General features: G+C 72.6%; 15 protein-coding genes. 5 read left to right on the forward strand and 10 right to left on the reverse strand.

The window, feature by feature from the left end; translation table 11 throughout:
- Positions 1 to 9: 9 nt before the first annotated feature.
- On the forward strand, positions 10 to 4,794 hold the full coding sequence (locus tag BUE29_RS08515) for an NAD-glutamate dehydrogenase (RefSeq protein ID WP_084180849.1): 4,785 nt from the start codon (positions 10 to 12) through the stop codon (positions 4,792 to 4,794).
- A 17-nt stretch (positions 4,795 to 4,811) separates the two neighbouring features.
- Here the strand turns inward: BUE29_RS08515 and BUE29_RS08520 are convergent, their stop codons facing one another.
- From BUE29_RS08520 to msrA, 5 genes are all read right to left on the reverse strand, one after another.
- Positions 4,812 to 5,189, reverse strand: coding sequence for an ATP-binding protein (locus tag BUE29_RS08520; RefSeq protein ID WP_073389578.1), 378 nt, complete (start codon positions 5,187 to 5,189; stop codon positions 4,812 to 4,814).
- A 91-nt stretch (positions 5,190 to 5,280) separates the two neighbouring features.
- Complete coding sequence (locus BUE29_RS08525; protein ID WP_073388579.1) at positions 5,281 to 6,186, reverse strand: glycerophosphodiester phosphodiesterase; 906 nt, start codon at positions 6,184 to 6,186, stop codon at positions 5,281 to 5,283.
- A gap of 45 nt (positions 6,187 to 6,231) precedes the next feature.
- On the reverse strand, positions 6,232 to 6,573 hold the full coding sequence (locus BUE29_RS08530) for a rhodanese-like domain-containing protein (RefSeq protein WP_073389579.1): 342 nt from the start codon (positions 6,571 to 6,573) through the stop codon (positions 6,232 to 6,234).
- A 25-nt stretch (positions 6,574 to 6,598) separates the two neighbouring features.
- On the reverse strand, positions 6,599 to 7,492 hold the full coding sequence (locus BUE29_RS08535; RefSeq protein ID WP_073388581.1) for an Fpg/Nei family DNA glycosylase: 894 nt from the start codon (positions 7,490 to 7,492) through the stop codon (positions 6,599 to 6,601).
- Positions 7,493 to 7,496: 4 nt separating this feature from the next.
- Positions 7,497 to 8,147 (reverse strand): peptide-methionine (S)-S-oxide reductase MsrA, encoded by a 651-nt coding sequence (msrA, locus tag BUE29_RS08540; RefSeq protein ID WP_073388584.1) that lies wholly within the window; start codon positions 8,145 to 8,147, stop codon positions 7,497 to 7,499.
- Between the two features lie 142 nt (positions 8,148 to 8,289).
- On the opposite strand from msrA, the gene BUE29_RS08545 reads away from it, so the two are divergent.
- Positions 8,290 to 8,601, forward strand: a complete 312-nt coding sequence (locus tag BUE29_RS08545) for a DUF6191 domain-containing protein (protein ID WP_073388586.1) — start codon at positions 8,290 to 8,292, stop codon at positions 8,599 to 8,601.
- A gap of 475 nt (positions 8,602 to 9,076) precedes the next feature.
- Here the strand turns inward: BUE29_RS08545 and BUE29_RS08550 are convergent, their stop codons facing one another.
- Both BUE29_RS08550 and BUE29_RS08555 read right to left on the reverse strand, forming a co-directional pair.
- The gene (locus BUE29_RS08550; RefSeq protein ID WP_073388589.1) at positions 9,077 to 9,379 is read right to left on the reverse strand and encodes a hypothetical protein; all 303 of its coding nucleotides are present in this window, start codon (positions 9,377 to 9,379) and stop codon (positions 9,077 to 9,079) included.
- A gap of 46 nt (positions 9,380 to 9,425) precedes the next feature.
- On the reverse strand, positions 9,426 to 11,297 hold the full coding sequence (locus BUE29_RS08555; protein WP_073388591.1) for an endonuclease/exonuclease/phosphatase family protein: 1,872 nt from the start codon (positions 11,295 to 11,297) through the stop codon (positions 9,426 to 9,428).
- 169 nt (positions 11,298 to 11,466) lie between these two features.
- On the opposite strand from BUE29_RS08555, the gene BUE29_RS08560 reads away from it, so the two are divergent.
- Both BUE29_RS08560 and BUE29_RS08565 read left to right on the forward strand, forming a co-directional pair.
- Complete coding sequence (locus BUE29_RS08560; RefSeq protein WP_073388594.1) at positions 11,467 to 12,030, forward strand: adenylate kinase; 564 nt, start codon at positions 11,467 to 11,469, stop codon at positions 12,028 to 12,030.
- Between the two features lie 276 nt (positions 12,031 to 12,306).
- Complete coding sequence (locus tag BUE29_RS08565; RefSeq protein WP_073388596.1) at positions 12,307 to 13,161, forward strand: hypothetical protein; 855 nt, start codon at positions 12,307 to 12,309, stop codon at positions 13,159 to 13,161.
- Between the two features lie 289 nt (positions 13,162 to 13,450).
- Here BUE29_RS08565 and BUE29_RS08570 read toward each other — a convergent pair whose 3' ends face one another.
- The gene (locus tag BUE29_RS08570; RefSeq protein WP_084180852.1) at positions 13,451 to 15,091 is read right to left on the reverse strand and encodes an AMP-binding protein; all 1,641 of its coding nucleotides are present in this window, start codon (positions 15,089 to 15,091) and stop codon (positions 13,451 to 13,453) included.
- A gap of 121 nt (positions 15,092 to 15,212) precedes the next feature.
- Between BUE29_RS08570 and BUE29_RS08575 the strand changes: the two genes are divergently transcribed.
- Positions 15,213 to 18,221 carry a DUF5941 domain-containing protein gene (locus tag BUE29_RS08575; RefSeq protein WP_073388602.1) on the forward strand — a complete coding sequence of 1,003 codons (3,009 nt, stop codon included), beginning with the start codon at positions 15,213 to 15,215 and terminating at the stop codon, positions 18,219 to 18,221.
- On the opposite strand, the gene BUE29_RS08580 is transcribed toward BUE29_RS08575, so the two are convergent.
- Together BUE29_RS08580 and BUE29_RS08585 are read right to left on the reverse strand one after the other, a co-directional pair.
- Positions 18,194 to 19,333, reverse strand: a complete 1,140-nt coding sequence (locus BUE29_RS08580; protein ID WP_073388605.1) for a glycosyltransferase — start codon at positions 19,331 to 19,333, stop codon at positions 18,194 to 18,196. The two genes, BUE29_RS08575 and BUE29_RS08580, sit on opposite strands and share 28 nt — an antisense overlap.
- A 4-nt stretch (positions 19,334 to 19,337) precedes the next feature.
- The gene (locus BUE29_RS08585) at positions 19,338 to 20,156 is read right to left on the reverse strand and encodes an ABC transporter ATP-binding protein (RefSeq protein ID WP_084180853.1); all 819 of its coding nucleotides are present in this window, start codon (positions 20,154 to 20,156) and stop codon (positions 19,338 to 19,340) included.
- Positions 20,157 to 20,158: the final 2 nt, after the last annotated feature.

The raw sequence follows: 20,158 nt of genomic DNA on the forward strand, positions 1-20,158 counted from the left end.
GACTCGCTCATGACTGACACGCACATCGACGACGCGACGAGCGGGGCGGCCGGTGCGGTCGACCCCGACGTCTTCGCACGCCGCTATCTGGCTCACGCCGGCCGGCAGCTCGCGGGGCGCGACCCGGGTGCCCTTGCCGCCCTCGCCGGGCAGGCGCTGGAGTTCGGCGCGGTGCGGCCCTGGGGGAAGACGCTGCTGCGGGTCGGCGACGTCCAGGACGCCGACGTGACCGCGGTCGACATCGTCAGCGAGGACGCGCCCTACATCGTCGAGTCGCTGATGGCCGAGCTGGATCGCGCGGGCTACGGGGCCGAACGGGTGCTCCACCCGCAGATCGTCGTCACCCGCGACCCCGAGGGCCGGCTGACCCGCGTCTTCGACGTCGACGACAACGCCGACGTCCCGGACAACGCGATCGTCGAGTCGTGGGTGCACGTCGAGCTCGATCGCGTCGACGCCGCCGAGCACGGGTCACTGGCCGAGGGGCTCGACCGCGTGCTCGACGACGTGCTGCACGCCGTCGCCGACGCGCCCCACATGTACCGGCTCGTGCGCAAGCTGGGCGACCGACTGGTCGAGGACCCCGGTGAGTTCGACCGCGAGACGAGTGAAGAGGCCGGCGAGCTGCTGCGATGGCTGGCCGAGGGCAACTTCATGGTGCTGGGTCACGCCGAGTTCTCCGCCAATGAGCTCGCCAATCCCCGAGCCCGGCGCGACGAGAAGCGGGTCGACGGCGTGCTCCGCGGCGCCGCGCGCGTCTCGCCGCTGGAGCTGCTGCCGGCGTTCCGTAGCGGTGCGCCACTCGTGATCTTCAAGTCGCCACTCGTGTCGACCGTGCGGCGTGCGGTGCACTACGACTGCGTCACCGTCGTGACGCCGGCCGACGGGGGCGAGGCCCAGACGATCCACGTCTTCCTCGGCCTGATCACGAGCGCCGAGGACGGCGTCGTCGGCCGAGTGCCGGTCGTGCGGCGGCGCATCGCCGAGATCCTGCTGCGCGCCGGCGTCCGCCCCGACAGCCACTCGGGTCGGCAGCTGCTCGCCGCCCTCCGCACGCTGCCGCGCGACGAGCTGCTCGAGGCGCCGACGAGCGATCTGCTGCGGCTCTCGCAGCTCGTCGTCGACCGCGCCGAGAACGGCACGGTGGGCGTCTTCGCGCGGGTCCACCTGAACCGCGACTTCGTCGGCGTGCTCGTGTACTTCCCGGCCGACCGGTTCGGGCCCGAGACGCGACGGCGCGTCACCGCGGTCGTCAACCGGCACTGGCCCGGCGAGATCATCGGTCGCGACGACCGGATCGTCGAGCTGAACCTCGCCCGCATGCAGCTGCTGATCGCCGTGCGGCCCGGTTCGCAGCCACCGTCGCCCGAGCGTTCGGTCGTCGAGGCCGAGGTCGCCTCGGTGACCCGCGGCTGGGGTGACGACCTGCAGGACCTGCTCCAGGTCGCGGTGGGCGCGGAGCAGGCCGAGCGCCTGTACCGCCGCTACCGCGACACGATCCCCGAGGCCTACAAGGAGGACTTCGACGCCGCCACCGCGGTTCGCGACATCACCCGGCTCGAAGGTCTGCCCACGGACGACGGGCTCGCCTTCGACCTCTACCGTCCGCACGCCGACGACGCCGCCGACCGCCGACTCAAGGTCTTCCGCACCGGCAGCGCGGTCTCGCTGGCCCGCGCCCTGCCGATCTTCACGCAGATGGGGATCGAGGTGCTCGACGAACGCCCCTACGAGTTCCAGCTCGGCAGCGACCGGTGCGCGTGGATCTACGACTTCGGGCTGCGGCTGCCCGCCAACACCCCCTTCGACGACGACCGTGCCCGATACGTCATCGAGGCCATCCGGTTGCTCTGGCGCGAGGAGATCGAGCAGGACGGGTTCAACGGACTCGTCGTACGAGCCGGGATGACCTGGTGGCAGGCAAATATTTTGCGCATGTACGCGAAATATCTACGACAAGCGGGGACGACCTTCAGCCAGGGTTACATCGAGCAGGCCCTGCTCGAGAACACCGCCATCGCCGATGCGATCGTGCACCTGTTCGAGTCCCGGTTCGACCCGGATCGTGACGGCGAGGCTCCGCTCGCCGACACCGACGACGGGCCGGTCGGCCGCACCGACGTCGTCGAGTCGCTCCTCGCCGACGTGGCCAGCCTCGACCAGGACCGCATCCTGCGCTCGCTACTGGGGCTCGTGAACGCCACGCTGCGCACCAACGCCTACCGCACCGACGACGACGGCGTCCGCCGCACGGCCATCGCCGTCAAGCTCGACCCGCGTCTGGTGCCCGAGCTGCCGCAGCCGCGGCCGCGGTACGAGATCTGGGTGCACTCCCCCCGGGTCGAGGGCGTCCACCTGCGCTTCGGCCCCGTCGCGCGCGGCGGCCTGCGCTGGTCCGACCGTCGCGAGGACTTTCGCACCGAGGTCCTCGGCCTGGTCAAGGCGCAGACGGTGAAGAACGCCGTGATCGTGCCGACGGGCGCGAAGGGCGGTTTCGTCGCGAAGCGGTTGCCCGACCCGACCGTCGACCGCGACGCGTGGCTCGCCGAGGGCATCGCCTGCTACCGGGCGTTCATCAGCTCGCTGCTCGACGTGACCGACAACTACGTCACCGACGCCGACGGCGTGCAGCAGGTGGTGCCGCCGCCGCGGGTGCGGCGTTACGACGCCGACGACCCGTACCTGGTCGTCGCCGCCGACAAGGGCACTGCCACGTTCAGCGACATCGCGAACGGCATCGCCGTCGACTACGGGTTCTGGCTCGGTGACGCGTTCGCGAGCGGCGGCTCGGTCGGCTACGACCACAAGGCCATGGGCATCACCGCCCGCGGCGCCTGGGAGTCGGTCAAGTACCACTTCCGCGAGCTCGGCGTCGACACCCAGCGCGAGGACTTCACGGTCGTAGGCATCGGTGACATGTCCGGTGACGTCTTCGGCAACGGCATGCTGTTGTCCGAGCACATCCGGCTGGTGGCCGCGTTCGATCACCGGCACGTCTTCCTCGACCCCGACCCCGACGCCGCGTCGTCCTACGCCGAACGCCGCCGGCTGTTCGACCTCCCGCGGTCCTCGTGGGCCGACTACGACACCTCCCTGCTCTCGGCGGGTGGCGGCGTCTTCCCGCGCACGGCGAAGTCGATCCCGGTGACGCCGCAGGTCGCGGCGGCGCTGGGCCTGCCCGACGGCGTCACGAAGCTCGCCCCCAGCGAGCTGGTACACGCCATCCTGCTCGCGCCCGTCGACCTGCTCTGGAACGGTGGCATCGGGACCTACGTCAAGGCGTCCACCGAGACCCACGCCGATGCCGGCGACAAGTCCAACGACGCGGTCCGCGTCGACGGCGACGAACTGCGGTGCAAGGTCGTCGGCGAGGGCGGCAACCTCGGGCTCACCCAGCGGGGCCGCATCGAGTTCGCGCGCGCCGGTGGCCGGCTCAACACCGACGCCATCGACAACTCGGCCGGTGTCGACACCTCCGACCACGAGGTCAACCTCAAGATCCTGCTCGACCGGGCCGTCGTCGCCGGGTCGATCACGGAGGACGAGCGCAACGAGCTGCTCGCGGCCGCCACCGACGACGTCGCCGCGCACGTGCTGCGTGACAACTACGAGCAGAACGTGCTGCTGGGAATGGCCCGCAAGCTCAGTCCGGCACTGGTGTCGGTGCACCAGCGCTTCATGCAGCAGCTGCAGGCGGCCGGAGAGCTGGACCGCGACCTCGAGTTCCTTCCCGACGACGCCGAGCTCGCCCGGCGCGAGAGCGAGGGCTACGGCCTCGTGTCGCCGGAGAACTCGGTGCTGGTGGCGTACTCGAAGCTGACCCTCACCGAGCACATCGAGGACTCCACGCTGCCCGACGAGCCGTGGTTCCAGACCACGCTGGCCGGCTACTTCCCACCGGCGATCGCGGAGCGCTTCGCCGACCTGCTCTCGTCCCACCCGTTGAAGCGGGAGATCATCACGACGGTCGTCGTCAACGACATGATCAACCGGTGCGGGACGACGTTCGTCCACCGCGCCATCGAGGAGACCGGCGTCGACACGGCGCAGATCACCCGCGCGTACGCCGTCGTGCGCCGCGTCTTCGACCTGCCGCGGCTGTGGGCCGACGTCGAGGCGCTGGACAACGTGGTGCCGACGAGCGCCCAGCACGCCGCGTACAAGGAGATCCGGCGGCTGATCGACCGCGCGACCCGCTGGCTGGTCGACGTGCGGTTCCCGATCTCCGACGTCGCGGCCGAGATCGAGCGCTACGAATCGGTCGTGCGCAGCCTCGGCGCGCACTGTCCCGATCTCATGCGCGGGGCCGAGCGTCAGACGCTGTACGAGGACGCCCAGTCGCTGAGCGAGCTCGGGCTGCCCGAGGAGCTTGCGCTGCGCGTCTCGGAGCTGTTGAGCGCCTTCCTGCTGCTGGACGTGGTCGAGATCGCGCAGGCGACCGGTTCACCCGCCCGGCAGGTGGCCGAGCTGCACTTCGCGCTCTCCGAACGGCTCAGCGTCGACGAGGTGCTCACTAAGGTCACGCGGTTGCCGCGCGACGACCGGTGGTCGACGCTCGCGCGGGCCGCGGCGCGCCACGACGTCTACGCCGCGCTCTCGGCGCTCACCACCGCCGTCCTACGTTCGACCGACGACGACGCCAGTGCCGAGGAGCGGATCGACGAGTGGGCGGACCGGAACACCGAACGGGTCGAGCGGGCCCGCGAGACGGTGACGGCGGCGCTGTCGCGTGACGTGGTCGACCTCGCGACCCTGTCGGTCGCGCTGCGGGTGCTGCGAGGGCTGGCCGGGTAGCGGTCGCCGGCAGGCGTTCAGATGGCCTGCCGGATCGGCACGCGTGCCCACACCTGCTTGCCGTGGCCCACGCGTTGGACGCCCCATTCCAGGGCGAGCGCCGACACGATGGCCAGCCCACGACCCCCGGTGGCCTCGGCGCCCACGTGCTGCAGGTGCGGGTCCTCGGAGCCGGTGTCGCGGACCCGCACCAGTACGGTGCTGTCGTCGACGTCCCACGCGATGTCGAGGTCGGCCGGGTCGTCGACGTGGCGGACGGCGTTGCCCACGAGCTCGCTGGCCACGAGCACGACGTCGTCGACGGAGTCCGGGGTGATCGCCCGGGCCGACAGGTCGGCCGCGATCTCGCGCCGGACGACCGAGGCGCTGGTGGGGTCGTGGCGCACGAGGAGCATGCCCACGTCCACGTCCTTCGCTCGGCTTCTCGGCTGTCGTCTCGACTGTTCCCGAGGCCTCGCACGCGCTAACCCGGTCGCGCGCGGGCTCTCAGCCGACGCTGCGGGCGATGTGCGCCGCGACCTCGACGGGCCGGTCGGTGATGACGGTGTCGACACCGAGGTCGAGGACGAAGTCGACGTCGGCGGGCCGGTCCACCGTCCAGACGTACACCGGGTGGCCGCGCGCGTGCGCGCGCTCGACGTAACCTGGGTCCTCGCGCAGCAGGTGGAGCCCGGGTCCGGCGATGGTCACGCCGGTGGGCAGCAGCCCATCGCGGCGCAGCGGCAGGAAGCGATCGAGCAGCAGGACGGTCGGGACGTCCGGGGCGAGCAGCTTCACGCGACGCACGGCGGTGGGGGCGAAGCTCATGACCACGACCGGGCTGTCGGGATCGGCCGGTTGCCGCAGTGAGGCGGGCGGCCCCGGTCGGCCGGCCAACCCGAAGCGGGCGAGCACGTCCACGAGCGTGCGCTCCACCAGTCCCGCGTAGCGGGTGGGGTGCTTGGTCTCGATGAGCAGCCGCACGTCGCGGCCGGCGTCACGTACGAGCCCGAGCAGCAGCTCGAGGGTCAGCACGCCGCCGCCCTCGAGCCGGTCCGGGCTCACCCCGGCGAGGTAGGGGTTGTCGGCGACGAGCTGGTCGGCGGAGTCGGGCAGCGTGCCGTGCCAGGACGAGAAGTCCATTTGGTCCAGCGCGGACAGGTCGAGGTCGCTGACGACGCCCCGGCTGTCGGAGGTGCGGTTGACCGTCCGGTCGTGGACGCAGACCAGGTGGCCGTCGCGAGTCATGCGCACGTCGCACTCGAGCGCGTCGGCGCCGCCGTCGATCGCGACCTCGTAGGCGGCGAGCGTGTGCTCGGCGACCGTCGACGACGCGCCGCGATGCGCCACGATCATGGGGCGCGCGGGCGCGGCAAGGGCAGCCGGACGGGTGCGCGGTCTCACAGCGGCCATGGTGGCTGGTCCTGGTGGACGATCGGTGACGTCCGGTCGAACGACTCAGGCGACCATCGGGGCGCTGGGGCCCTCGGCGGTCATCGGCCGTCCCGCGGCGTCCCAGGCGAGCATGCCGCCCTCGAGGTTCACCGCGTCGTAGCCCTGGTGCCGCAGCCAGGCCGTCACCTGCGCCGACCGGCCACCGACCTTGCACACCACCACGATGCGGGCGTCGGGCGTCAGCGGCCCGGGGTCGTAGTTCAGCCGTTGCGGCACCTGGTTCATCGGGACGTGCAGCGCGCCGTCGATGTGGCCGGCCGACCATTCGGCGTCCTCGCGGACGTCGAGCACGACGGCGTCGGCGGGGAGATCGGGGACGCGGACGGAGGGGACGTCGCTGGGCATCACGCCACCCGAGTCTAGGACGCGCTCACTTGATGAGCTTGGACAACCGCCGGTCGGCGAGCGTGCGGCCCTCGGTCTGGCAGGTGGGGCAGTACTGGAAGGCGCGATCGGCGAAGGAGACCTCGCGCACGGTGTCACCGCAGACGGGGCACGGCAGGCCGGCCCGCGCGTGGACACGCAGCCCGCTGCGCTTCTCGGACTTCAGCGTGGCCGCCCGCTGCCCGACGGAGCGCGCCACCGCGTCGGTCAGCACGTGGCCCATCGCGTCGTGGAGTCGGGTGAGCTCGTCGTCGGTGAGCTTGCCGGCGTTCTTGAACGGCGAGAGGCGCGCGGTGTGCAGGATCTCGTCGGAGTAGGCGTTGCCGACGCCGGCGAGGACGGTCTGGTCGGTGAGCGCGCGCTTGAGCTGCGCGCGCTGGGCCGCCAACAGCGTCGCGAGCTCGTCACGGGTCACGGTGAGGGCGTCCGGGCCGAGGCGCGCGATGCCCGGCACGTCGAGCGGGTCGCGGACGAGGTACACCGCGAGCCGCTTCTGCGTGCCGGCCTCGGTGAGGTCGAAGCCGCTGGTGGGGCCCTCGGGGAACTCCGGGGCGAGGTGCAGCCGGAACGCGATCGGCCCCTTCCCGCCGGGGCGGGGCGGCGCGGCAGGCAGCGACTCGCGCCAGTGCAGCCAGCCCGCTCGTGACAGATGGGTGACCAGGTGCAGCATCTCGCCGGCGGCTTCGGAGGCCACGACCAGAGCGAGGAACTTGCCGTGGCGCTCGGCGTCGACGACGTAGGCGCCGGCCAGGGTGTGCAGCGGAGGGTCGAAGGTCTTCACCGCGCTGATGGCGACCGCGTCGGCCCGGACCACCGACCGGCCGACGGCGCGCTCGCGCAGGAAGGTGGCGAGGGCCTCGACCTCGGGCAGCTCGGGCACCGGACTACCCCAGCTTGGCCAGGGGGAAGGAGATGCCGGTCGTGCTGTGGCAGCGGTAGCCGTTCGGGTTCTTGGCGAGGTACTGCTGGTGGTAGGCCTCGGCGTAGTAGAACTCGCGCAGCGGGGCGATCTCGGTCGTCACGGTGCCGTAGCCCAGCTCGGCGAGCGTCTCGCCGAAGACGCGCTTGGCCCGCTCGGCGGTCTCGCGCTGGCCCTCGTCGGTCCAGTAGATGCCCGAGCGGTACTGGGTGCCGATGTCGTTGCCCTGACGCATGCCCTGGGTGGGGTCGTGGATCTCGAAGAACCTCGCGACGAGCTGGGCGTAGGACACCTGCTCGGGGTCGAAGACGACGAGGACGGCCTCGGTGTGCCCGGTGAGCCCCGAGCAGACCTCCTCGTAGTCGGGGTGCCCGGTGATGCCGCCGCAGTAGCCGACGGCCGTCGTCCACACGCCCGGGAGCTCCCAGAAGATCTCCTCGACCCCCCAGAAGCAGCCGGAACCGAAGACGGCCTGCTGGTAGCCCTCGGGGAACGGGGGCTTGATCGGGTTGCCGTTGACGTAGTGCGTGTCGGGCACCGGGAACTCGTAGTGGTCGCGGCCGCGCAGTGCCCGCTCCGGTTCGACGAGCTGGGTCTTGGCCCGGGAGAACAGCATGCGTCCGAGGCTACGCACGACGTAGTCTCGATGCCATGAGTGCCGGGCGCGCCACACGCGGCCCACACCGTGGCCCGAGTGCCGCGATCTCCATCCGCTCCGTGACGCGGCCGCGACCCGTCCCCCACCCCGAGGAGGCCGCATGACCCAGTGGGGCCTCGACGTCCTGTTCAACCCGGCCAAGCGCCACATGGACGAGGAGAAGCGGCGGCTGCAGTCCACCCGCGAGCAGCTGGGCGACAACTCCGGTGGCAAGCGCATCGACCTGGAATCGGGCAAAGTGACGATTCCGCGCACCGAGGGTGACGAGGCCGGCGCGGACGGGCAGGATTCGACCCAACAGACCGACCGGTCGGTCGTTGCCGACCAAGATCGGGACGAGCGGTCCGAAGCGGACCTCACGCCGGCCCAGCTCCGAGCATTGCAGCGGCGAGGACGCGCACCGCGAAGCTGAGACTTCGCAACGAGTATGCCCACGGCGCCCGCGGATTAACGGTAGGCGCGAAAAAAGCCCCCGGACAGCGCAAACCCCCGGTGAGCGGGGGATTCACCGGGGGTCTGCTGTGGTCCCATCGGGTACTCGTTTCGACAAGCGGGGGATTCGTCGAAGCGGGCTCGAGACCGGCGAAGTGCGTCGGTGAGCGGGGGATTCACCTGGTCACTTCGGTCGTCCGTCAACCTGTCTGCCGGGCTTTATGGGGGCCGGTTCGTGCTGACAGGAACAACAATGCACGTGTGTCCCGTGTGAAGTCAAGCGTTACGAGGCTAACTACTCGGATGTAATTCGAAAACGCTTGCGGGAGCGCCGGATACGTCCGATTTGCTGGGGTCAAACGGCCGTCGGGTCGCGCCGGGAGCGACGCGCGTCACGTCCCGTCCCGCCGGGTGGCGGGCGGGATGCTCACGCTCGGTAGCCACCTCGGACGTCCTCACGGGATGTCGGGCGCACCCGGCGTGGCCGGCTCCCACCCGCCGCCGTGGACGCGACGGACGAGGTCGTCGAGCACCGGTGCGACCACCTGCGGGAAACCGCCGACGTGGACGGCGATGCTGAAACGGTCGGTCGACACCGCGGCCGCCGGGTCGACCTCGTCGACGACCATCCGCTCGCTCAGCGTCAGCACCTGGAAGGTGAGGCCCTGCGCGGTCAGGAAGTCGGTCACCGCGGTGACCTCCTTCTCGTCGACCGTCTGCACGAACACCTGGCCCTGCACCCAACCCGTCATGTCCATCGGGCCATCCTGCCCTGGGACGCGGGGCGGGCGCAGGGCCGCGCGCTCACGGCGTCAGGTCGACGACCTGCGGGTCGTGGTCGCTGACCTGGCTGCTGTACTCGGCGTTGACGTGGACCACCTGGTAGTCGTAACGCCGCAGCGCGGGCGAGACCAGGATGTGGTCGAGCACCTGCGAGATGCCGTTGTAGACGTAGGTGTACTGCTCGCGGGCCGGCAGCGTCGTGATGAGGTCGGTGAGGATCGAGGTACCGCTGCCGTCGGCGGTCCCGGTGCGCAGCGAGGCGAGCGCCGGGCTGAACTGGTAGTCGTTCAGGTCGCCCACGACGACGACGCGCGCCCGCTTCTGCTGCGCCAGCACGCGCTGCACGAAGTCGTGCACGACCTGGGCCTGACCCGAGCGTTGCAGCCGCGAGGTCTGCTTCGGGAACTGGAAGCGGCCGTCGGCGTTCTGGTCGCCGCCCTTGGAGTTCCAGTGGTTGGCGACAACGATGACTGGCTGCCCGCGGAAGCGGAACTCGCCGGCCAGTGGCTTGCGGCTGTCCTGCCAGACCGGGTTCTGCGGGTCGATGCGACCGGGCGAGAGCGTGAGCGAGGCCTGGCCGGCGCGCTTCGTCACGCTCGTGCCCGTGGTGGTGCGGTCGGTGCGCGACGAGCCGCGGTCGACGAACGTGACGCGGGTCGGGTCGAAGAGGAAGGCCACGCGGATGTTGCCGCCGGGCTGGCCGCCGTCCGCGTCGTCGGTCGGGTCGATCTCGCGGTACCGGTACGCCGGGCCCCCCGCGGCGCGGATCGCCGTGGTGAGCTTGTCGAGCGTCGTGCCGGCCGTCACGGTGCCGTCGTCGGTGGCGCCGGAGTCGTCCTGGATCTCCTCGAGCGCGACGATGTCGGGCTTCGCGAGGTTGGCGACGACGCCCTTGGCGAGTGCGGCGTACTTGGCGTCGGAGTCGCCGGGGGCGAGGTTCTCGACGTTGTAGGTCGCGATCGAGAGCTGCCGCTTGCCGCCGGCCGTGGCCGTCACCGGCGGCAGGTCGCGGTGGACGGTCGTGCCGAGCGAGTCGGCCTCGAGGACGTACCCGCCGAAGGTGGACCAGTCGATGACGCCGGTGGTCGCGCCGCGCAGCTCGTCCCCCACGTCCAGACCCAGTTTGCTGCCGTCGAGGGTGGCGACCTCGAGACGTCCCGACGGCGTCTTGTTGTCCCCGCGCAGCAGCGTGCCGCCCCGGTAGCTCGTCGCCTTGGCCGGCTTGGTCGTCACGTACTGCTCGCCGTACTGGTTGGACGGGCCGACGACGCGGGCATCGTCCACCTGCACGCGCATGCCCTCGATCGACTCGTAGTAGTCGAGCGCCGACCGCGTCGGGGTGAGGGTGGTCTTCTCGATGTTGCCGCCGCCGAGGTCCGGTGCGTAGGTGTCGGGGACGGTGTCGGGGCCGAGCACGACGGGCGCGGGCAGCGCGGTGCCGGTGGCGAGCGTCCGCACGGTGGGTCCGGTGATCTCGGTGACCGAGAGGCTGGCCGTGCTGCTGAGCGACTCGCCGCTGCCGAGCGTGTAGTAGTCGCTCACCTTGCCCGAGACGAGGACCGAGTCGCCCGCGTGGACCGTGGGAGTCGAGCCGGTGTAGACGAGGACGCCCTCGCTGGTGGCCGGGTCGTCGTCGGGGCTCGGGTCCTGGATCCAGAAGCCCTTCGAGCTCCCGGTCGCCCGGACGGCGGTCACCACGCCGGGCACGTTGCCGACGGTCTTGCCGTTCTGCGGCGAGAGCCAGCCGGCGCCCTGGATGTCGTGGATGCGCAGCGGGCCGGGGTCGTCCGGGCCGGCCGCGCCGGCGGGAGCGGTGGCCAGCAGGCCGACGCAGCCGGCGGCCAGGGTGGTCGCGGCGACGGTGCTCGCGATGCGGATCGGAGTGGGGCGCACGGTTTCCTCCGGGTTCGGGCGGAGATCGTCGGGTATCGGTGCCGACGGGCGGTACGGGTGGTCCCGCGCAGTCTGCACCACCCGGGTGACCAGCGGGTGTCCGCTCGGCCAACCGGTCACGGCCCGGCCCGGTGGCACTGTTTTCCGTCCGGGATGCGAAGGTGGACCCATGAACGTCCTGCTCATCGGACCGCCGGGTTCCGGCAAGGGAACGCAGGGCGAACGGCTCGCGCACCGCCTCGGGCTCGAGCACCTCGCCGCCGGTGATCTGCTGCGCGCCGAGGTCGAGCAGGGCACGCCGCTCGGTCGCGAGGTCGGCGACCTCATGCGGCGCGGCGACCTCGTCCCCGACGACAAGATCATCCAGCTCGTGATGCCCCGCGTCGTCGCGGCGGCCGCCGCCGACGGCTACCTGCTCGACGGCTTCCCGCGTTCGGTCGAGCAGGCCGAGGAGGCACGCAAGCTCGCCGAGGACTCCGACGCCGCGCCGGACGCCGTCATCTACCTCGACGTCCCCCGCGACGAGCTGATGCGCCGCATCCTCGCCCGCGCGCGGACCGAGGGCCGCGCCGACGACAACGAGGAGACTGTGCGCAACCGGCTGCGTGTCTTCGACGAGGCGACCAAGCCGCTGGTCGAGCACTACCGCGAGCGCGGCCTGCTGCACACCATCGACGCCGACCGCAGCGCCGACGAGGTAACCGACGCGATCGTCGCCGCTCTCCCGGACTGACCTGCCCCTCCGCTCGCCCGCTCTCCCGCTCGCCCTGTCCGACCCGGCCTGTCCGACCCGGCCTGTCCGACCCGGCCTGTCCCTGTCGACTGGCGGCTTAGGCGTCGACTGGCGACCTATAGGCCTCCAGTCGACGCGCATCTCGCCAGTCGAACCGGGAAGTCGCCAGTCGACGTGTCAAGGCCGCGGCCTGATCGCTGTGGACGGCCCGACATCGTCCACAGCCCGGACGACGCGCCGCCGCGCGACGACGCGCCGCGGCCCATGCTGCCTGCCATGACCTCACTCGTGCGCGTGTCCCGCGGTGTGTGGCGGGACCCGGCCGCCGTCGCGGATCTGGCCGGCAGGGCGGCGGCGCTGCTGAGCGTGTGCCCACCGGATTCGGTCGTCGCCGGCGTGACCGCGACCCAACTGCGTGGACTGTGGCTGCCGCCGTGGCTCACCGACCCGACCCTGCCGATCGAGGTGATCGTGCACTGCGGACAGGACGAACTCGAGGCACGTCCGCACAGCATCCGACCCGAGATCCGTGCCCGTCGGCAGCACCTGCGTCCGGACGAGGTGACGACGTTCGCAGCCTTGCCTGTCGTCACCGAGGCCAGGGCATGGGTCGACCTCGCCGCGCGACTGGGCTCCGCCGACCTGGTCGCCCTCGGCGATTCCGTACTGCGCGGCCCCACCGGCGTCGCCGACCTGGTGGAGATGGTCGGGCGCGCCGTCCGGCGTCGGGGCGTGGTCCGGGCACGCAGTGTGCTGCCCTACCTCGACGGGCGGTCGCGGTCCCGTCCGGAGAGCCACCTGCGATACGCCATCGTGACGAGCGGGCTGCCGAGGCCCGAGGTCAACATCCCGATCTTCAGCGACATCGGGGAATGGCTCGCCGAACCCGATCTGAGCTACGACGACGTCAAGCTCGCCCTCGAGTACCAGGGAGCGGACCACGCCGCGGTCCGCCGAATGCGGCGCGACATCACGCGAGAGATGGACGTCGAGATGCGCGGTGGGTGGCGCACGGCCGAGTTCGGTCCGGCGGAGGTCTTCGGTCGACCGGACCAGGTGGCAACGCGCGTCCGGCGGCTCCGGATGGAGTGCGCAGCCCTGCTCGGCCGGCGTGATCCGTGGCAGCGATGACGCGGTGGCGAGTGGCCACGTGCGACGCCGACTGGCGAGTTGCGACGCCGACTAGCGAGTTGCGACGCCGACTGGCGAGTTGCGACGTCGACTGGCGAGTTGCGACGTCGGCTGCCGACGTCCGGGCCGACGACGACTGGCGAGTTGCGACGTCGACTGGCGACATCCGGGCCGACTGGCGAGGTATAGGTCGCCAGTCGGCGGATAGGTCGCCAGTCGACGGGACAAGCCGCCAGTCGACGGGACAAGTCGCCAGTCGGCGGGGCGGGGCGGGGCGGGGCGGGGCGAGTCAGTCGGGGTCGGGGAGGTCGCGTTTGACGACCTTGCCGGCGGGGTTGCGGGGCATCTCGTCGATGAAGACGATCTCGCGGGGGACCTTGTAGCGGGCGAGGTTGCTCTTCACGTGATCCTTGAGCGTCTGCTCGTCGACGTCCGCGCCGGCGTCCAGGACGACGTAGCCGCGTAGCCGCTTGCCGTACTTCTCGTCGTCCACCCCGAGGACGGCCGCCTCGGCGACGCCGTCGTAGGTGGCGAGCAGCTCCTCGACCTCGGCGGGGAAGACGTTCTCGCCGCCGGAGACGATCATGTCGTCGTCGCGGCCGTCGACGAACAGCCGGCCGTCGTCGTCGAAGTGGCCGATGTCGCCGGTGGACATCTTCCCCGCGACCACGTCCTTCGTCCCGCCGCCGGTGTAGCCCTCGAACTGCATCGAACTGCCCACGAAGATGCGCCCGGACTCGCCCGGTGCGACCTCGTGGTCATCGTCGTCGAGCAGCGTGATCGACGTGCCGGTGGGCGGCCGGCCGACGGTGCCCGGCGCGGCCCGCAGGTCCGCCGGCGTCGCGATGGCGGCGTAGGCGACCTCGGTCGAGCCGTAGAGGTTGTAGACGATGTCGCCGAGGAGGTCCATCGTGCGGGTCGCGAGCTCGGCGGGCAGCGCGGAACCGGACACCGCGATCACCCGCAACGCGGCGAGATCGCGCCCGGCCAGCTCGTCCTCGCCCTCCTCCAGCAGCCGAGACAGCAGGATGGGGACGGTGACGAGGGTGTCGGCGGCGTTCTCCTCGAGCGCGCGCAGCGTGAACGCGGGGTCGGTCTTGCGGGCCGTGACGACGGTGTTGCCCAACCCCAGCGCGAGCATGGACGACAGCAGCCCCCAGGCGTGGAACCCCGGCGCGCTGAGGACGACGGTGCGCCCGGCCCGCAGCGGGATGCGGGACAGGTAGCCGCCCGGCAGCGCGAGCGACAGGCCCATGTCGCGGGGGGCGCCCTTCGGGGTGCCGGTGGTGCCGCTGGTGAGCAGCACGATCTTCTGCTTGGCCGACGGCCGGGGCGGCCGCCCCGGGTCACCGGCGCGGATCAGGCCGAGCAGCGTGTCGTCGGTGGTGTCGCCGTCGTGCCAGGCCACGTACTTCCCGCCGGGCAGGTCGACGTCGTTCGCGACGTCGGCGAACTCCTCGTCGTGGATCAGGGCCTTGACGCCCTCGCGCTCGCAGACGTCCTTGAGCTGCGGTCCGGCGAAGTCGGTGTTGAGCAGCAGCGTCTTGGCGCCGAGCTTCGCCCCGGCGAAGAGCGCCAGCCACAGCCCACGGTGGTTGCGGCACATGATCCCGAAACCGTCCCGGGGCTCGACGCCCTGCGTGTGCAGGGCGTTGGCGAGCGCGTTGCTCTGCTCGTCGAGCTCGGCGAAGGAGATGTCGCCGATCTCGTCGCGGATCGCGGCCCGGCCGCCGAAGCTCGCCGCCGCGAGGGAGACCGCGGCACCGGCCGGCCCGTAGGCCTCGACGTCGCGGGCGACCCGCAGCAGCTTGTGCGGCGGGGTCATGGCCACCCCGGCGCCGCGGGCCTGCAGCAGCGTCGCCGCGAAACGCGTCTCGAGTCCCGCGCGCTCCAGCGCCTGGCCGGCAAGCTTGAGGATGTCCATGCTCATGTCCTACCAGCGAGTAGGGCTTTTCCCCAGCTGGGGCCGCACCGGACCGGGCACGCCGACACGCTGTGGAATCATCGTCCGCTGTGCCGGACGCCCCTCGTGCTGACGTGACCGCGCCCCGGTGATCGTCGCTCTCGTCGGCGGCGGGCCCGCGACGCGGCCTCGGCTGCGTGCCCAGCTCGACCGGCTCCCCGACCGCGTCCGCGCCCGCGTGACCCCGGTGCCCGCAGCTCCGCCCGCCGTCGTCCTGCGGGCCCTCGCCGACCTCGCGCGCCGCGCGGCCGAGAACGGGGAGGGGATCGCGGTCGTGCCCGGTGACCTCGTCGCGTCCGACCGGCTCGTCCTCGACGTCCTCGACGACCCGCGCGCCACCGACCGGCTGCTGGTGTCGGCCGCGGCACCCGGGCCGGCCGACGGGGTCCGGTGCGCGGGAGCGGTCGTCGTCGGCGCGGCGAGCGCCCGGCACGAACTCGGCCCGGCCGCCACCCACACGTCGTTGGCGACGGTCGCCGTGACGGCGGCGGACGTCGCCACCGCGGCGGCGGCGTGGGACGAGGCGGCGACCGTCGGCGCGAGGTGGGAGGGCGACGGGGCGCAGCTCGCGGTCGTGGCGCTCGTGCGCGCCGGCCTGCCTGTCACCGCGGTCCCGGCCGAGCCGTACGTCGGCGCCCGTACCCCCGACGCGCTCCCGACCGCGCAGGCCCTCGACGAGGACGACCTCGCGTGGCGGCAGGCGTCGCGTAGCGGCGACGGGGTCTGGTCGACGTTCGTGCTGCGCCCGATCAGCCGTCGGGTGTCGCGCCGAGCGGTGCGTGCCGGGCTGACCCCCAACCAGGTGACGGTCGTCGGGTTCCTGCTGGCGCTGACGGCCGCGGGGCTGATCGCCGCCGGGAACGTCGGGACGGTCGTGGCCGGCGCGCTGCTGCTGCAGGTGTCGCTCGTCCTCGACTGCGTCGACGGCGAGATCGCCCGCTCGACGCGGCGGTTCAGCAGCTTCGGCGCGTGGCTCGACCTCGCGACCGACCGGGTGAAGGAGTACGCGGTGCTCGCCGCCGTGGCCGTCGCCGGCAGCGATCTCTGGCCGCTGGCGGTCGCGGCGATCGGGCTGCAGCTGACCCGGCACATGGCCGACTACGCGTTCGCCGACACCGTCCTCGCGCTCTGGCGACGCGCGGCGCCCGACACCCGGCCGTTCGCCGACGGCACCGCGCCCCCGGCCGCCGCGAGCTCCGGCGACCGGCTCGGGACGCCCACCGGCCGCGGCCCGGTGCACTGGGTCAAGCAGGCGATCCACATGCAGATCGGCGAGCGCTGGCTGGTGCTGTCGGTCGGGCTGCTGGTGGGGACGGTCGTGGGCGGCCCGGCCGTCGCCCTCGTCGCCTACCTGACGCTCGTGGGGGCGGGGCTGGCCTGGGTGCTCGCCGGCTGGGCGCTCCGCACGCTGACCAACCCGCGCCGCCGCACCCCGCTGCCGCCCGGCCCGGGCCGCGTCGTCGCGGCGCTGCGCGACGACGGGCTGCTCGACCGCGGCCGGCCCGCCCGCCGTCCGACGGCGTGGGTGCTGCCGCTGCTCGTGACGGCGGCCGAGGGCGGGATGCTGCTGCTCGGTCCGCTGCTGGCCGACCGGGACGCGCTGTCGTGGGCCTTCGCCTGGGCGTTCGTGGTGGCCTGGCACCGTTACGACGTGTTCTACCGCGCACGCGGTGGGCGCACCCCGGTGCCGCGCTGGGTGGCCCGCGCCGGCGGGGGGTGGCTCGTCCGGCTGGCCGTGCTCGTCGCCGGCGCCGCGACCGACCAGCTGGGTTGGCTGCTGCCGGCGGGCGCGCTGTACCTCGCGCTGGTGTACGTCCCCGAGAGCCTGCTGCGGGCGAACCCGCGCGCCACCGTCCCGTGGCGCCGGCCGAGCCTGGGCGTGCTGCGCAAGTCGGTGCGCCGCGCGGTCGCGGTGCCGGTCGCGCGGGGGCTCATGCGGGTGACCCGCCCGCGCCGGCTCGCCCTGGTCGCCGGCCTGCCCGACACCGAGGAGAACTCGCTCGTCACCGCGGTGGCGCTCGCCGATCGCTACCCCGGCGCGGTCGTGCTCGTCGCGAACGACCCGGCCCGGGCGAGGGTCGCGCTGGATCGCGTGGCGGCGTTGGTCGGCCGGCCGGCCGACCGCGTCCGGGTGGTGCCGAAACGCGGTCTCGCCACGTTCCGGACCTTCGTCCGCGCCGAGCTCGTCTGCTACACGCACGGCCTCTACGACTCCCCCCGCCCGGTGGGTCGCCGGCTGCACGTCAACCTCTGGCACGGCACCGGCCCCAAGTGGAACGCCAACGCGAACTTCGCGCAGCGCATCGGCGCGCAGGCCCACTCGGCGTCCTCGCCGCTGTGGGGTCACGAGGCGATCCGCGCCCTCAGCCTCGGCGCCGACACCCGCCTCGTCGCCGGGAACCCGCGCCAGGACGTCGTGGCCGCCGCCCGGGACCGGGGCCGGCTCGCCGGCCTGGGGCTCGACCCGGCCCGGCCGCTGGTCGTGTGGCTGCCGACGTTCCGCAGCTCGCGCAGCGCCGGGCTCGTGGGGCTGCACGAGGGGGAACCGTTGACGGCCGCGGCGGGTGCCGCGTTCGCCGCCGCCGCCACCCGCCACGGCGTGCAGCTCGTGGCCAAGCCGCACCGCCTGGACAGCGAGCTGTTCACCTCCCTGGGCGTGCGCGTGCTCACCGACGACGACGTCGACCGGGCCGGGATGACGCTCTACGAGCTGCTGGGCCAGGCGGCCGGCCTGCTCTCGGACTACTCAAGCGGCTGGCTGGACCTGCTCGACCGCGACATCTCGATCGGGCTGTACGTGCCCGATCTCGAGACCTACCGCCGGGAGCGCGGGCTCAACCGGCCCGACCTCGGCGTGGCCGCGGGCGGCCTGCTGCTCGACGCCGGCGACGCCGACGACTTCTTCGCCGACGTCGCGACCGGCCGGGTGTGGCACGCGGCCGGCCGGCGCGCGTGCGCCGAGCGGATCGAGCTGATCGACGTCGCGCCGGGGCGGCGTGCCGACCGGATGCTCGCCGAGCTCGCGCAGCTGGCCGTCGACCTCTTCGGCGACGACCTGGGCCTGCCGGCTCAGCGGGAGCCGGCGACCTCGTCGTAGAGCCGCTCCAGCGCGGCGGTGCAGGTCACGACGTCGAACTCGGTGAGGACGCGGTGCCGCCCCGCGGCGCCGAGCCGACCCGCGAGGGCCGGGTCGGTGAGCAGCTGCTCGAGATTGGCATGGAGGGCGGCGTGGTCGCCCTCGGGCGCCAGCAGCCCGGTGACGCCGTCGCTCACCGCGTCGGTGACCCCGCCGTGCGCGTAGGCCACCGACGGCAGGCCCTGCAGCGCGGCCTCGAGGTAGACCATGCCGAAGCCCTCGGCGTCACCGTCGGCCGCGGTGCGCGACGGCTGCAGGTAGACCGCGCTCCGGGCGAGGACGTCGGCGACCTCGGCCGACGAGCGGTACCCCAGCAGCTCGACCGGGCCGTCCACCGCGGCGGCCGCGGCAGCCAGCTCCGCGTGCAGCGGACCCTCGCCCACGATGCGCAGCGGATGCTGGGCGCGCAGTGACGCGGGTAGCGCGCCCCAGGTCTGCAGCAGCTCGGTGACGCCCTTCTTGGGGACGAGCCGGCCGACGAACGCGACGCCGCGCCGCCGCGCGGGATCGGGCAGCGGATCGGTGTCGCGCACCCCGCGGGTGTCGATGCCGATGGGCAGGATGCGGATGCGGTCGGGATCGGCGCCCAGCGCGGCCATCCGCTCGGCGATGAAGCGCGACACGGCGACGAGGGCGCCGGCGGAGTCGAACGCCTGCCGCAGCCGGCGCCGGTACTCCCACCCCATCGGCGGCGGCAGCCGCGTCAGCTTGGTGACGTCGTAGCCGTGGCAGGTCGCGACGAGGGGGACGCCGAGCCGGGCCGCCACCGGCCGGGCGGACGTCGCGTCCAGCCCGAAGTGGGCGTGGACGAGGCGGACCTGTCGCTCGCGCAGGAAGGCCGCCGCGCGGCGGCGCAGGCCGATCGAGCCGGTGAGCTCGAGGCGCAGCTCGTGGTGGCGCGAGGGGCCGAGCAATGTGCGGTCGGCCGGGGTGAGCGGCTCGGCCACCGCCCGCAGGCCGAAGCGGACCGGCTCCCAGCGCCGCATCGCGGCGACCTGGTCGCGGACGAACGTCTCCGACCCGGCCAGCCAGGCGTTGCGCCAGACCGCGACGCGGGGCCGGTCGGCGTCCACCGGCTCAGGCGACGTCGTCGGAATCGTCGGCCTCGGTGTTCAGATCCGGGTCGTTGTAGGTGTCGGTGTCGACCTGGTACTGCTTGATGACGTCCTCGATCGGGCCGTCGGCGCGCAGCTCGCCGCCCTCGAGGTACAGGCCCCGCTCGCAGAACCGGCGCAGGTTGCCCGCGGAGTGCGAGACGAGGAACAGCGTCTGCCCCTCCTCGAGCAGCCACTGGATGCGGGTGAAGCACTTCTTGCGGAACGCGGCGTCACCCACCGCGAGCACCTCGTCGACCAGCATGATGGGCTCGCGCAGCCGCGAGACGACCGAGAACGCGAGCCGCACCTTCATGCCCGACGAGAAGTGCTTGTAGGGCGTGTCCAGGAAGTCGCGCATCTCGGCGAAGTCGACGATCTCGTCGAAGCTCTCGGCGATCTGCTCGTCGCTCATGCCGTGCAGGCCCGCCACCAGCGAGATGTTCTCGCGCGCGGTGAGGTCACCGGCGAAGCCGCCGGTGATGGCGATGAGGGGCGCCACCCCGGCGCGGACGTCGACGGTGCCCTCGTCGGGGATGAGCACGCCCGCGAGCAGGCTCAGCAACGTCGACTTGCCCTGGCCGTTGCGCCCGACGACGCCGATCGCCTCGCCGCGGTGGATGTCGAACGAGACGTGGCGGAACGGCCAGAACTCGTCGGTGCGGGTGCCGGTCGAGCCCTTCGTGATCAGCTCGCGGATGCTGCGGTGCCGGCGGCGGCCGCGGGAGAACTGGATGCCGACGTCGCGCAGCGAGATCAGCGGCTCGCCCGGCGCCGCCGGGGGGATGTCGAGTTCGCTCACGC

The organism is Jatrophihabitans endophyticus (assembly GCF_900129455.1).
Classification (GTDB): Bacteria; Actinomycetota; Actinomycetes; order Mycobacteriales; family Jatrophihabitantaceae; genus Jatrophihabitans; species Jatrophihabitans endophyticus.